At 38.9% G+C, this 14,154-nt stretch carries 10 protein-coding genes and 1 other annotated feature; of the genes, 4 read left to right on the forward strand and 6 right to left on the reverse strand.

What is annotated here, in order from left to right; all coding sequences use genetic code 11:
• Positions 1 to 3: 3 nt before the first annotated feature.
• Complete coding sequence (locus IGQ45_08525) at positions 4 to 540, reverse strand: 50S ribosomal protein L10 (protein ID MBF2057254.1); 537 nt, start codon at positions 538 to 540, stop codon at positions 4 to 6.
• Positions 541 to 600: 60 nt separating this feature from the next.
• Positions 601 to 795, reverse strand: a sequence feature (ribosomal protein L10 leader region).
• Between the two features lie 382 nt (positions 796 to 1,177).
• On the opposite strand from IGQ45_08525, the gene pds reads away from it, so the two are divergent.
• Entirely contained in the window at positions 1,178 to 2,590 is a 1,413-nt protein-coding gene (gene pds / locus IGQ45_08530) for a 15-cis-phytoene desaturase (protein MBF2057255.1), read from the forward strand.
• A gap of 318 nt (positions 2,591 to 2,908) precedes the next feature.
• Positions 2,909 to 3,838, forward strand: a complete 930-nt coding sequence (locus IGQ45_08535; GenBank protein MBF2057256.1) for a phytoene synthase — start codon at positions 2,909 to 2,911, stop codon at positions 3,836 to 3,838.
• Positions 3,839 to 4,527: 689 nt separating this feature from the next.
• On the opposite strand, the gene rfbB is transcribed toward IGQ45_08535, so the two are convergent.
• From rfbB to IGQ45_08555, 4 genes are all read right to left on the reverse strand, one after another.
• Positions 4,528 to 5,547: a dTDP-glucose 4,6-dehydratase gene (gene rfbB / locus IGQ45_08540; protein MBF2057257.1), complete on the reverse strand. Its 1,020-nt coding sequence runs from the start codon at positions 5,545 to 5,547 to the stop codon at positions 4,528 to 4,530.
• 1 nt (position 5,548) lies between these two features.
• Positions 5,549 to 5,761: a DUF2839 domain-containing protein gene (locus tag IGQ45_08545; GenBank protein ID MBF2057258.1), complete on the reverse strand. Its 213-nt coding sequence runs from the start codon at positions 5,759 to 5,761 to the stop codon at positions 5,549 to 5,551.
• A 209-nt stretch (positions 5,762 to 5,970) separates the two neighbouring features.
• Positions 5,971 to 6,360 carry a DUF3110 domain-containing protein gene (locus IGQ45_08550; protein ID MBF2057259.1) on the reverse strand — a complete coding sequence of 130 codons (390 nt, stop codon included), beginning with the start codon at positions 6,358 to 6,360 and terminating at the stop codon, positions 5,971 to 5,973.
• A gap of 319 nt (positions 6,361 to 6,679) precedes the next feature.
• Complete coding sequence (locus IGQ45_08555) at positions 6,680 to 9,328, reverse strand: chloride channel protein (protein ID MBF2057260.1); 2,649 nt, start codon at positions 9,326 to 9,328, stop codon at positions 6,680 to 6,682.
• A gap of 102 nt (positions 9,329 to 9,430) precedes the next feature.
• Between IGQ45_08555 and lpxB the strand changes: the two genes are divergently transcribed.
• On the forward strand, positions 9,431 to 10,606 hold the full coding sequence (gene lpxB, locus IGQ45_08560) for a lipid-A-disaccharide synthase (GenBank protein ID MBF2057261.1): 1,176 nt from the start codon (positions 9,431 to 9,433) through the stop codon (positions 10,604 to 10,606).
• A gap of 215 nt (positions 10,607 to 10,821) precedes the next feature.
• The gene (locus IGQ45_08565) at positions 10,822 to 11,262 is read left to right on the forward strand and encodes a hypothetical protein (protein ID MBF2057262.1); all 441 of its coding nucleotides are present in this window, start codon (positions 10,822 to 10,824) and stop codon (positions 11,260 to 11,262) included.
• A gap of 492 nt (positions 11,263 to 11,754) precedes the next feature.
• Here the strand turns inward: IGQ45_08565 and ftsH2 are convergent, their stop codons facing one another.
• Complete coding sequence (ftsH2, locus tag IGQ45_08570; GenBank protein MBF2057263.1) at positions 11,755 to 13,641, reverse strand: ATP-dependent zinc metalloprotease FtsH2; 1,887 nt, start codon at positions 13,639 to 13,641, stop codon at positions 11,755 to 11,757.
• Positions 13,642 to 14,154: the final 513 nt, after the last annotated feature.

The raw sequence follows: 14,154 nt of genomic DNA on the forward strand, positions 1-14,154 counted from the left end.
AATCTAGGCTGCGTCTTCTTGTTGAGACTTTACAGCATCCACGGCGCGCGCCAAACCACTAGGCACTTCATTGATGCTACGCGCAATTTTGGCGGTAATAGCATTGATAGAACCAGCAATTTGAGCGATAAGTTGCTCTTTGGTGGGTAAATCGGCAAGGGCTTTGACTTCATCTTTAGTAAGGGCTTTTCCTTCCATGACACCGCCACGACAATCGCTTTTTTTGCGATCTTTTTGGAATGCCTGAAAGGCTTTCACCGCACTGCCGATATTCTCAGCATTGGTTAAAATGAAGGCGGAAGAACCTCTCAAAAATTCGTTGATGGGTTCCCAATTTGCGTCGCCTTCTACAGCTTTACTCATAAGAGTGTTTTTCGTCACCTTACAAATACTGCCGTTTTCACGCAGACGATTACGCAAATCGCTAATTTCCGCAACACTAAGCCCTTGATGGTCGATGACTAACGCTAACTGAGATTCGGATAGTAACTCCTTGATGGAAGCTACCTCTTTTTGTTTGCTTTCAAGGGATTTAGATATTGTTCTCACCTCCGGGGTGTTTACATTGGTTGTCTGAGTTAGATAAAACTCTCGACAACGTTTAAAAAACAAAAAACCCTAACTATTTCTAGCCGGGTTCTTGGTTGATGATTTAGAGATAAAATTTTTATATAATCCAGCGCCCTTCACCGTTTTCTGATGTCGGTTCACTTATCATAATTATCTGCATCAACCTAGGCAGGAATTTTTAAGCGCTTACGCTCCTGCTGTCTTCGGCTTGAGCCAATTTAATATATTTTGACTTAAACAGCTTACTATCTTAGCTAATTTTCTGTATTTTGTCAAATATGAAAAAGCAATGGACAATTGATAATTACCTCAGTTCGATGCAAGAATGCCTCATAAGGGTAGGTTGCAGGTTGCAGGTTTCAGGTGTAACTATCAGACGATGATATAATTCAAGCAAAAAATTGAACTGAAAAAATCAACTAAGATATTTTTTTTTGTCAATTCTTTCACCTAATACCTAACACCCGATACCTGACACCTTTACAACATCAAAAATTTTATCTTGAACTCAGGTGATAATTAAGTAAAAATTAAAAAAATATTACGAAATGTGAATAAATACTACTAAAATGAAATAAAGAAACAAGTTAGTAGAAGAAAAAAAAAGATGCGAGTAGCAATAGCAGGAGGAGGGTTAGCAGGGTTATCTTGCGCCAAATATTTAACGGATTTAGGACATCAACCTATTTTATTAGAAAGTCGTGACGTGCTGGGCGGTTTGGTGGGTGCTTGGCAAGATGAGGATGGCGACTGGCTAGAAACAGGTTTACACGCTTTTTTCGGCGCTTACCCTAATATGTTACAACTCATGGGCGAGTTAAATATTTTAGACCGTTTGCAGTGGAAACAACACACTCTAATCTTTAACCAACCCGAAAAACCCGGTACTCTTTCCCGTTTTGATGTGCCTGATATTCCAGCGCCCTTCAACGTCATTGCCTCAATTTTGCGTAATAACGATATGCTAACTTGGGGACAAAAAATCCGTTTTGCCATCGGCTTATTTCCGGCTATCATCAGAGGACAACAATATGTCGAGGATATGGATAAATATAGCCTCATTGAATGGTTACGCCGTCAAGGTATCGATGAGGAAGTCAATACCGATATTTTTATTGCCGCCTCCAAAGCCTTAACTTTTATCAATCCTGAAGATGTTTCCGCTACCATCATCTTAACGGCGTTAAATAAATTCTTACAAGAGCGCTACGGCTCAAAAATTGCTTTTCTCGATGGCGCGCCCCCCGAAAGATTATGTCAACCCATTGCTGATTATGTCACCGCTGAGGGGGGAGAAGTTCATCTCAATTCACCTTTAAAAGAAATTGTTTTAAATGATGATGGTACAGTAAAACATTTTATTATTAGAGGTATTCAAGGTAATCCAGAAAGAATTATCGAAGCAGATGCTTATGTGTCGGCTATGTCAGTGGATGCCATGAAGTTATTAACTCCAAAAGCATGGCAAAATGATCCTTTCTTTCAAAAATTGGAAGGTTTGGAAGGTGTGCCAGTAATTAACGTGCAAATTTGGTTTGATACTAAATTAACTGAGGTGGATCAATTATTATTCTCACGCTCTCCTATTTTAAGCGTTTATGCTGATATGAGCGTGACTACAAAGGAATATTATGATCCAGATCGTTCTATGTTAGAGCTAGTTTTAGCACCAGCGCAGGAATGGATCAATAAATCTGATGAGGCAATTATCGAAGCAACCATGGATGAGTTGGCTAAACTTTTTCCTGAGCAAATTCCCCATGTGGCGAAGGTAAGGAAAGCAAAAGTTCTCAAAACTCCCCGCTCAGTTTATAAAGCAATTCCCGGCAGACAGGCTTTTCGCCCCAGTCAAGCTACTCCTGTGGCTAATTTCTTCCTTTCTGGTAGTTATACTATGCAGGAATATCTTGGTAGTATGGAGGGCGCTGTTTTATCAGGGAAATTAACCGCCCATGCGGTTCATGATACGGCTTTTTCTGCGGTGAAGGGCGCTACGGCTGAACCAAGTTTGGTTAGCTAATTTAAGTGAGTAAGTAAAATTAATTAGATATTTCATTGTTGGTGTCGGGTGTCGGGTGTTAGGTGTTAGGTTAAAGAATTGACAAGAAACTTATGTTTATTGATCTTTTTTTTGTACAAGAGTCTATTTAGGGAAGGGTTTTAAACCTGAAACCTAATACCTGCTACCTGAAACCTCCCTTAACTTAACATTTGAATCAGTGCGTAACCCCTAATTAAATAAAATAATCAAAATGGGTCAGAAAGTGAGACAATACTAAAAAATTGTCATTATTTTTAAATTTAAACGTCAATTTAGTAACTATTTCAGCAGGAATGAATGCTGCAACTGCCTAAAACATTACAACCAAAACACCCCCTAATCTCTGTCGAGGAATCCTATGAGTATTGTCGCCAAATCACGGCAAAATATTCTAAAACCTTCTATCTTGGTACATTATTGATGCCGAAGGAGAAAAGAAAAGCTATCTGGGCGATTTACGTCTGGTGTCGTCGCACCGATGAATTAGTAGATGGTCCTCAAGCTAAGTTAACAACACCTGAAACCCTTGACTGGTGGGAAAAACAGCTAGAGTCAGTGTTCGCAGGTCAAGCGATGGATGATCCAGACGTGGCACTGGTGGACACTCTGCAACGTTTTCCTATGGATATTCAACCCTATCGGGACATGATAGCCGGACAAAGAATGGACTTATATCGTAATCGTTACCAAACTTTTGAGGAGTTAAATCTCTACTGTTATCGGGTAGCTGGTACAGTGGGGATAATGTCTTCAGCCGTTTTGGGGGTTGATACTCCTTATAGTCAAGTTCCTTGGGCGGATCAGATGGTAAAAATTCCTGAGACTGAGGCAGTGGCTTTGGGTATTGCTAATCAGTTGACCAATATTTTGCGTGATGTGGGGGAAGATATTGATCGTGATCGCATTTATTTACCCCTCGAAGACCTTGCTCGTTTTGATTATACTGAGGAAGATTTATTTAATAAGGTTATTGATGATCGTTGGCGTAATCTGATGAAGTTTGAGATTGATCGAGCTAAACAGTATTACCAAGATGCGGAAAGGGGGATACGCTCTTTAAACGCTGACGGGCGCTGGCCTGTGTGGTCTGCCCTTATGTTATATCAAGGTATCCTTGATGTAATTGAGAAGAATAATTATGATGTTTTCAATCGACGCGCGTTTGTGCCTACTCCGAATAAGATGTTTTATCTTCCTGTGGCATGGTTGAGGGCGCAGGTTTTATAATAGACCTCTCCAGAAATACGGGCAAGATGCCTGTTTCACCCTGCAAAAATCCTAGTTAATAAATTTGTAGGTTGGGTTAGCCAAAGCGTAACCCAACAATAATCAATCTAATATCAAGTTCGGATAATCTGTTACAAATAGATTTTCTCTTCGCACTTTACCCACCGTGTAATGAATTACACGGAACCAACAGTTTTTTGTTCAATAAATTGAACTAAGATATTGATATTACTAATTTGTAAGTGATCGCGCAGCGGCAGCCTTCGGCTGATCAAACGGACTTGATATTAAACAAAGATTTTAAGTAGGTGTTGCTGAAAAAGTCTTTCGATGAGGATAGGTATCAGGCATCAGGTGTCAGGTTAAAGAATGAAAAATAAAGGTTTTGAAGCGTTATATTTTTAACGAAAACACAAGTGTATTGTGAATAATTAGATTTGAAATGCTCAGTTTTTAAGTCAAAATTGCCAAAAATGCGCACTTTTTTGTAAATATAGTGTCTCTAAACCTTTGATTTTAATAGCTTTCTGATTTATTCAGCAGACCCTAAGTACAATAGAATCTTAAAAAAGTTCCAAAAATAGCCTTTTTTCTCTAAAAATACTGTATTTTTCCATCCCAATCAAAAATTCTAAATTCTAAATTCTAAATTCTACATTCCCTTCACGACACCACCTTCTTGTCAACTCTTATTTAAGTGGTTGCCACCAGTCTTTATGGTCTAAATACCACTGCAAAGTAATTTTTAAGCCTGTTTCCAGAGTATATTGGGGTTGCCATGCTAATTCTCTGGTTATTTTACTATTATCGATGGCATAACGGCGATCATGACCAGCTCTATCTGTTACGAAGGTGATTAATTTACTACTGGGTTTAACGGGTAAATCAGGAGCGATTTCGTCCATAATTGAGCAAATTAATTTTACTAAATCAATGTTTTTAATTTCATTATGACCACCAATATTATAAGTTTCGCCTATTTTTCCCTTATTAATGACAGCTTCCAGCGCCCGACAATGGTCCAAAACGAATAACCAATCTCGCACATTTTGCCCATCACCATAGATAGGTAGAGGTTTCCCTAAAAGAATATTGGTACAAATGAGGGGAATCAGTTTTTCAGGATAGTGAAAAAAACCGTAATTATTAGAGCAATTAGTAATTAAAGTGGGTAAATTGTAGGTGTAATAATATGCTCTGACGAGGTGATCACTACCGGCTTTTGAGGCGGAATAAGGACTATTGGGAGCGTAGGCAGTGGTTTCTGTAAAAGGAGGATCATTTTCCCTTAAACTACCGTAAACCTCATCGGTGGAGACATGAAGAAAACGATAATGGGATGGTTGATTTTGGGCTAACCAATGATGGCGGAAACTTTCTAAGAGGGTAAATGTACCCATAACATTGGTATTGATGAAGTCGGCAGGACTTAAAATTGAGCGATCCACATGGGATTCAGCCGCAAAATGGGCAATATGAGTAATGGCTTCTTCCCGAAGAATTTTATCTACTAACGGGCGCTGACAGATATTACCCTGTACAAAACAAAAATTTTCTTGATTTATCACTCCTTTGAGGTTGGCTAAATTTCCAGCGTAGGTTAGCGCGTCTAGCACTACAATACGATCTTCAGGAAAGTTTTGCGCCCAGTAATTGACGAAATTAGAGCCAATAAAACCAGCGCCCCCCGTAATCAGAATATTCCTCATTTTAATATACTTGCCACCAACCGAAAGCTGGACCAAAAAACCGCACAATTAACCAAGTGATAAATAGTGCGACTATGCCAATCCAAGCCCCTCTCGTGGTTAATTGATAAGCCTCAGAGGCTTGAGTTTTGGTCAGAGGTAGCCAAGAGATAAATCTTTCTTCTTTGCCGTATTCTTCCCCTAATTGTGCTTTTCTACGTTTTGATTCTCCCATTTTCTTTTTAATATTACTAAATTCAATTGTATTTTACCTTAGTTCAAGCTATCTTACAGCAGTTTTCATTTCCTTAAACCACACTTTGGATTATTACAAATATTATCTTTGCGTCTTTGCGCATCGAGGCGAGACACAAAAAACGTGGTTTATTCATTTGAAATGCGCTGTAAAATTTACCTTTGCCCTTTGCCTTTTTGACACCTTCGTTAAAGTAAATTTTCTAATTGACGGCGAATACGTTCCAATTCAAATGCCGACATATCTGCTGGTGATGATTCACTGGTGAGGGGCGCTTGTGGTTTCCCATTTATATCCCAGTCCGTTTGTTCTACATTATGTTCAGGTGGAACTTCTAACATCCCCTCGCTAACATACTTAGTATGATAACTTGCCGTTTGACAAAACTCTTCTATTTCTTCCCTATCAATACTTTCCACCGAAGGCACTGGAAAATCTTGGGCTTCTAAAAGTAATGCGTAACGAGTGGCATCATCTTCTGATTCAAACATTAACACAAAATCTTGATCCTTCATTTGTAGGGTATGGATTCCCTCATTGTCAGTCCCTGCATTATACAACAGCACATAAACACGCATTTTTTGACTCTCACAATTTATAGTTAAAATCAGTTTTATTGTACTAAAAAATAACCCCTGCAGTGAATAAATAATTAGGCTTTGCTGAAAAGTGTTGTCGTGAAGGGAATGTAGAATGTAGAATGTAGAATTTAGAATTTTTGATTGGAATGGAAAAATACTGTATTTCCTTCTTTTCCATCAAAAATTATTGATACAAATGAGCCATTTATGAAAAATAACTATTTGGCTTAACTCTTTTATCTATAAGCATTTCACCGCGACACCCGAAACCTGACACCTCCCCTCACCAAAATACTTTTTCAGCACCACCTAACTATTAAGATGGCAAACGAATTAAAATCACTGTGGTATCAAGATGAGAAGCGATAGCATCAGGAATATTACCATGAAAAGCCTGTTGTAAAAGAGTTTCTCTCGAAGCGCCCATCACCACTAATTCAGCATTCTGATTTTTTGCTACCCATTCAATACCATTCACCACCGAATCAAAACTTACAGAAAGAAGTTTTACCACCGTATCCACTTCGCACTGTAACTGTTGCACTCCCAACTGTAAATCAGTCAAGTCAATATCTTTGCAATCAGGATGATATACCTTTGTTAACCACACAGGAGGCAAATTACCACGATGATAGAGATTGAGAAAAGCCGGTAATAATTTTAACCCCTCCCTCGCATTAGGACCTCCAGCCATTGGTACTAAACAACTACCCCTGGCTATTAAATTATGAGGATAAGTAGATTTTTTGCCAAGTTTTACTAAAATTAATTCACAAGGTGCTTGAGTAATCAAATTATCCACTAAATGAGAAAAAATAAACTCTTGAGAAGCGGAATTTTTTCCCCAACCCATCATTAAAATACTAATTTTTTTTCGCTTAATAACATCTAATAAAAATCCAGTACGATGATGACTAATAACTATTTTAGTATGAGTTTGCACATTAGAGTTAGTTCCCATTTTTTCTAAACTCATCATCATATTCCGAGCGGTTTTTGTTTCCACATAAGTATTATGGGGTGCTAAATGTTTAGCAATCTTAATAACTTTAATAAATTCAATTTCATAATCATAATGTAAGGCAATAGCAATGGCAATTTTTGCTAAACTTTGGTAATCATCTTCTAAAGAAACCGGCACTAAAATTGTTCCCTTGCCCGTACTAGGAGAACGACTTTGATATACTGTATAAAAAACTTGAGGCTTAATGGCTATATCAGCCTTTAACTCATCCACCTCTACTCTAATAATATCAGTACGAGTAATAATCCCCACCAAGCGCCCTTCCTCTGTCACAGGCAACCTTGATAATTGATAACGATTAAGAAAATATAAAACATTACTTAAAGAAGTATTTTCCGCTACGGTAATGGGATTAGTCGTCATAATTTCCCTCGTCAACAGAGAAGAGGAAGGATTACAAACCGTTGCTAAATCTGACTGTGTCACAATTCCCACCACTCGATTATCTTGCACCACTGGAAAACCTCGATGGGAAGATAAAGACATCAACTCTAATAACTCCACCACTGGTAAATCAGGAGAAACACTTTCTACTTGAGTTTGCATTACTCCAGAAGCCGTTAATTGTTCTAAAAAACCTTTTGACTGGGCAGGATTGGTATTATATTCATCCGTATCAAAACCCATATTTTGCAATAATAGCTGATCCATCGAGCCTTTTTGGATGGTTTCCGCACTAATATAAGCCACCGCACAAGTAATCATTAACGGTAAAACCAAATTAAAATTAGCATTTAACTCAAAAATCATGACAATAGCAGTAACAGGCACTCGTACTACACCCGTAAATACAGCGCCCATCCCTGCTAAAGCAAAAGTAGTGCTCGCATCAATGCCCGTAAAATATTGTGCCATATCCCCCACCAAATAACCGAGGGAAGACCCCATAATTAAAGCTGGAGCGAATAATCCCCCCGGCGCCCTTGTCCCTGCCATGATAATGGTTAAACTAAAATGAGCTACTAAAGCTAAAGCTGTTTGTTGCCAAGACAATTCCCCGCGCACCAAAAATTCCCTCAAACCAGCATTATCTCGAAAAAAAGGCGGTAATAAAGCGATAATTGTGCCACAAAATAAAGCGGTTAAACCGATTTTCACCGCTAAAGGTAATTTGAGACTTTGATTAAAACGGACACTTTTTAAGACACCACGATTAAACAGCGCCCCTAACACCCCCCCTAAAATACCGAGAATTAAATACAAGGGAATATCAGAGGGGGAAAATTGTAGATTTTCCAACGCCAACAAACTAGAAGGTAAACGTAAATCTGGAGACTGTAAAATTAAAGACACCACAGCGCCCGTAAAAGAAGCCACAATAGCGGTTTCAAGGGTAAGATTAGAAACATCCCGCATCAACTCTTCCACCACGAATAACACCCCTGCAATGGGGGTATTAAATCCAGCTGCCAATCCAGCCGCCGCCCCTGCGGCAATCATTTGCCTTCTATGCTCAGGAGATGTGGGTACATAACGGGTTAATTCAGCGGCCAAAGCCGCACCAATATGCACAGTGGGGCTTCTTCTTCCTAGGGTTAGTCCAGCCCCTAACATTAGAATTGTGCCAATAATCTTGACAACGGCGACTTTTAATGATAAAGGAATCGGATGACGTGCCAAGGAGGCTTTAACTTGGGGAATGCCACCACCGCCGGAAGTAGGGGAAACATATTCCAAGAGTAAACCCGTGATGATACCGAAACCTAAGCCGAATAATGGTAAAACGAGGAGGGCGCCCCATTGATTAGCTAAACTAACACGAATACCCCCTAACCAACCGACGCCCTGTTTGAGGAGTAAAGCGGAGGAAGCAGAGAAGACTCCAATCAAAGCGGCTTCCACCAAAGCGTAACGAGTTGAAATGGAATTTTGCCCAAAATGGCGAGATTTAAGCCAAGTTACTGATTTTTGCCAAATTTCGAGCGCTTTATAGGTTTCCACTGTTACATCTATTAGATATTATGGTGTTGGGGTGTTACAAAAGAAAGGGACAAAGGCAGATAGGGCGAAAATTCATAATTCATAATTCATAATTCATTAATTATGCACATTTTTATTAGTACGGGGGAAGTATCAGGGGATTTACAAGGTGGTATGCTCGTAGAATCTCTCTATAGTCAAAGTAAAAGTCAAGGTTTAACTCTGAGGATAAGTGCGCTAGGGGGAGAAAAAATGGCACGGGGAGGGGCGCTTTTAATCGGCGATACCACCGCTATCGGCTCAGTAGGTTTACTAGAATCGATACCTTTTATTATACCTACATGGCAAGTACAACAGAAAGCCAAACAATTTTTAAAAAATGATCCTCCTGATGCGGTAGTTTTAATTGACTATTTAGGACCAAATCTGGGTATAGCCACCTTCATGAAGCAGAATTTTCCTCATATTCCCGTTATTTGGTATATTGCACCTCAGTATTGGGTTTGGACACCCATTGAACAAAATGTTAAACAATTAGTTAGTGTTACCGATCAAGTATTGGCTATTTTTCCAGCAGAAGCAAAATTTTATCAAAGTAAGGGCGTAAATAGCACTTATGTAGGGCATCCCCTTATTCCACGCATGAAAAAAGCACCCTCCACCGCTACAGCTAAAGCTAAATTAGGTATCACCGCAGACGATAAACATTATAACATCGGTTTACTTCCGGCTTCTCGTCAACAAGAATTAAAATATCTTTTCCCCGTAATGCTAGAATCGGCAGTAAAAATAAAAGAAAAAGTCCCTAATGCTCGTTTTTATTTACCGATTTCTCTCCCTAAATATAAAAATTTAATCCAAGAAATGATCAAATCTTATGGTATCGAAATTAATCTTTTTGAAGGGGATACCCTTGATTTATTTCCTATTTTAGATTTAGCTATTACTAAATCAGGCACAGTTAATTTAGAATTAGGACTATTAAAAATTCCTCAAGTGGTAATCTATAAAGTACAACCTTTCACTATTTGGGTAGGTAGAAAATTTTTTAATTTCTCAGCGCCCTTCATCTCTCCTGTTAATTTAATTTTAGAAGAAGAAATTGTGCCAGAGTTACTACAAGAAAAAGCTAATGTTGAGAATATTGTTAGAGAATCATTAGATTTTTTACTTAATGAAAAAAGACAACTAAAAATGGCTCAAAAATATCAAGAAATGCAAGAAGTTTTAGATCAAGGTATTACTTCCGGTAGCGAAAAAGCAGGGGAAGAAATTTTTAAAATACTAATGAAAAATTGACAATTGATAATGGGCAATCAGGTGTTAGATATTAGGTGAAAAAATTGACAAAAAACATATCTTAATTGATTTTTTCAGTTCAATTTTTGGCTCGAATTATATCATCATCTAAAAATTACACCTGAAACCTCCAACCTGAAGCCTATCCTTATTAGGCATTCCTGCATCGAACTGAGGCTATATAATCAAAGTAACGAATTATGGGAAAAATATTTATGTTGAAAAAATTGGCGATTATTGTCATGGTGAGCATTTTCTGTTTATTGGGAAGTATCATAACAGCGCCCTCCGCCGAAGCCTTGATTCAAATAAAAATTGTGGATGTGGATTATAAAGATTGTCCTGCTGGAGTGGGTGAAGGAAGCGTCACCAGTGGCGGTAGCGCCCTTCCAGCTACTTGTTACCTCGTCACAGGCAAAACCAATAACACTTCAGGTAAAACCCTTTATGATGCCGATGTTTTTGGTCGGATTTATGATGCTAATAATGAACCAGCCCTACAAAATCGCACTCGGTTAGGGGCGCTGAAAGAAGTAGAACCGGGTTTACATGAATTTGAGTTAAGAATTAGTGTGCCATCTAATCAACCTACTCCCTTGAAACTCAAGCAATTTAAAGCCACAGGTTTTTCTAGCACTGTTTATCCCTCATTTTAATACCATTAAAACCTGAGTTCGAGATAAAATTTTCGGTGCTGTAAAGGTGTCAGGTATCAGGTGTTAGGTATTAGGGGAAAGAATTGACAAAAAATATATCTTAATTGATTTTTTCGGTTCAATTTTTTGCTCGAATCATATCATCGTCTGAAAATTACACCTGAAACCTGCCCTTATCAGGCATTCTTGCATCGAACTGAGGTATTAAAAAACAAAAAGCCCCTCTCCTATGGGAGCAGGGCGTTTTCATTCTCAAAAATGTTAGTTTCTCAAACTAGCCAATAATCTGAAATTCAGAGGTTTTTAACTACTAATAAATCAATTAATAGTAAAAAATCCTCCTGTCTCCCTGAATCTCCCCCCTTTTTAAGGGGGGTTGGGGGGGATCATCCTTATATTGTCTTCTTGTCAAAAACAAATCAATTTTGATCCTGACTTTGAAAATCCCCTGCGGTTGGGAGAGGGGTTGGGGTGAGGGTAACACCTTCTAGCTTATAGCTGAGGCACAAACTGTTCCTTTTCAGGTACTTCCGTATATTCAGCTACAATCTGACGAAATTCATCACCATCAATGGTTTCTTTTTCAATCAAAAGATCAACTAAACGATCAATGACTTCCCGATTATCTCGGATGATTTGACGTGCCATTTGATGACCATGTTCAGCAATCATGCGAATTTGAGCATCAATGCGAGAAGCACTTTCCTCAGAATATTCCGCTCGGTTCATAAAACCACCGCCTAAAAATACTTCTCCCCCTTGCCCTTCCAAAGAAAGAAGCCCCATATCACTCATGCCAAAACGAGTTACCATTTGACGTGCCATGCCCGTCACTTGCTGTAAGTCACCCCCAGCGCCCGTGGTCACTTCATCATCGCCAAAGATTTCTTCTTCAGCCGCACGACCACCCATAGCACCGGCGATGCGCGCCATTAATTGAGCTTTGGTAGTCAAACCCTGTTCTTCATTAGGAGTAAACCAAGTTAAACCTTGAGCTTGTCCTCTGGGGATAAGAGTAACTTTTTGCACAGGATCATGATCTTTTAATAAAGTACCCACAATAGCATGACCGACTTCGTGATAAGCAATTAAACGCTTACTTTTGCTATCTACTAAAGGAGTGCCTTCCATACCAGCGATAACACGATCTACCGCCGCATCGATTTCACTCATGGTAATTTCCGACTTGCGACGACGAGCGGTTAAAATGGCTGCTTCATTGAGTAAATTAGCTAAATCAGCACCACTGAAACCGGGAGTGCGCCGGGCAATGGTTTCGATAGATACTTCGGGCGCTAACTTTTTATTGCGCGCGTGAACATCTAAAACCCCTAATCTGCCCTTGAAATCAGGGGGATCAACCATCACTTGACGGTCAAAACGACCCGGACGCATTAAAGCAGAATCTAATACATCCGCGCGGTTAGTAGCAGCAATGACGATAATACCAGTATTGCCTTCAAAACCATCCATTTCCGTGAGTAATTGGTTTAAAGTCTGCTCTCTTTCATCGTTACCGCCACCGATACCAGCGCCCCTCTGACGACCAACAGCGTCAATCTCATCAATAAAGATCAAACAAGGCGCATTTTCTTTGGCTTTTTTGAACAAATCACGCACCCGTGAAGCGCCCACACCCACAAACATTTCTACAAATTCTGAACCAGAAATACTAAAGAAAGGTACACCAGCTTCCCCAGCGATAGCTTTAGCTAGTAAAGTTTTACCAGTTCCGGGAGGTCCTACCAATAAGACACCCTTGGGGATACGGGCGCCCACCGCCGTGAATTTTTCAGGCTGTTTGAGGAAAGTTACCACTTCTTGTAATTCCTCTTTGGCTTCATCAATACCAGCAACATCATCAAATTTAACACCAGTTTTAGCATCCATTTGAAAGCGCGCTTTTGATTTACCGAAATTCATCGCTTGTCCAGGTCCGCCCGGCATATTGCTAGAACGGCGGAAAAGGAAAAATAAAGAAGCAATTAACAACACAGGGAAAACTAAATTACCCAAAATGCCCCATACTGCCCCTTCATTACGCATGGGGTGAGTATCGAAACTAATACCAGACTCTCTTAATTTGGTGATTAATTCGGGGGAAGTGCCGGGTAAATCAACTCTTAAACGTTGTACTTGACGTAATTCGGGATCGATAGCTTCCACAATAGCGGTACGCCCTCCCTCATAGAGATCAACGCTACTAACTCGACCCTTATCGATATATTCCAAAAATCTGCCGTAGGTCATTCGGGTACTTGCGGTATTATTGGCTGTATCACTCATATTGGTGGTAGCAAAACTACCTTGCCACAAAAAGAACCCTACTATTAAGAAGGGAATCGCCCAGAGTAATATCGTGCGCCAGGGTGTTTTCATTTTCTCTAAATCCTCTTTATATGTTTTAGAAAGTTTTTAATCTACTTTCTAGGTTTGTTATCTAATTATTAACGATTTTAACAATTTATTCTTAACTAAACTTAACATAATTCTCATTTGAATGGTCAAGAGGGAAAACCGCACTTGTTCATCTTGATCTGAAATTTTCTAAAGAAGAAGTTGTTATTACGGAGATTTCTAAATGTATCGACAGAAAAAATTAATAGTTTTACCATTGAAAGAAAAAACTAAACTATCAGTAAATCATTTCTAAATTAATTTTGAGAGACTATTTTTAGTCTTGATCAGACATCTGCTGATGATGAAATTTGTAACGGAAGTCAAAATATATGATAATAACTAGGAGAAATAGCATTATTTCAACTTTGATACTTTTGGTAGAGTTCTTGTAAGTTAAGATGATTAGCTAAAGTTACTTTTTTAACTATTTCTATGCAATAAATCTAATTCATTTAATTGTAATTGATAACTCGGATTTGATATTACTTTATA

It is taken from the genome of Cyanobacterium sp. T60_A2020_053, from assembly GCA_015272165.1.
In the GTDB taxonomy this organism is placed as follows: domain Bacteria; phylum Cyanobacteriota; class Cyanobacteriia; order Cyanobacteriales; family Cyanobacteriaceae; genus Cyanobacterium.

What these genes read in the sequence shown, in the direction of transcription:
- pds (MBF2057255.1), top strand. Translation starts at nt 1,178, where the DNA reads ATGCGAGTAGCAATAGCAGGAGGAGGGTTAGCAGGGTTATCTTGCGCC.
- IGQ45_08535 (MBF2057256.1), top strand. Translation starts at nt 2,909, where the DNA reads ATGCTGCAACTGCCTAAAACATTACAACCAAAACACCCCCTAATCTCT.
- rfbB (MBF2057257.1), bottom strand. Translation starts at nt 5,547, where the DNA reads ATGAGGAATATTCTGATTACGGGGGGCGCTGGTTTTATTGGCTCTAAT.
- IGQ45_08545 (MBF2057258.1), bottom strand. Translation starts at nt 5,761, where the DNA reads ATGGGAGAATCAAAACGTAGAAAAGCACAATTAGGGGAAGAATACGGC.
- IGQ45_08550 (MBF2057259.1), bottom strand. Translation starts at nt 6,360, where the DNA reads ATGCGTGTTTATGTGCTGTTGTATAATGCAGGGACTGACAATGAGGGA.
- lpxB (MBF2057261.1), top strand. Translation starts at nt 9,431, where the DNA reads ATGCACATTTTTATTAGTACGGGGGAAGTATCAGGGGATTTACAAGGT.
- IGQ45_08565 (MBF2057262.1), top strand. Translation starts at nt 10,822, where the DNA reads ATGTTGAAAAAATTGGCGATTATTGTCATGGTGAGCATTTTCTGTTTA.
- ftsH2 (MBF2057263.1), bottom strand. Translation starts at nt 13,641, where the DNA reads ATGAAAACACCCTGGCGCACGATATTACTCTGGGCGATTCCCTTCTTA.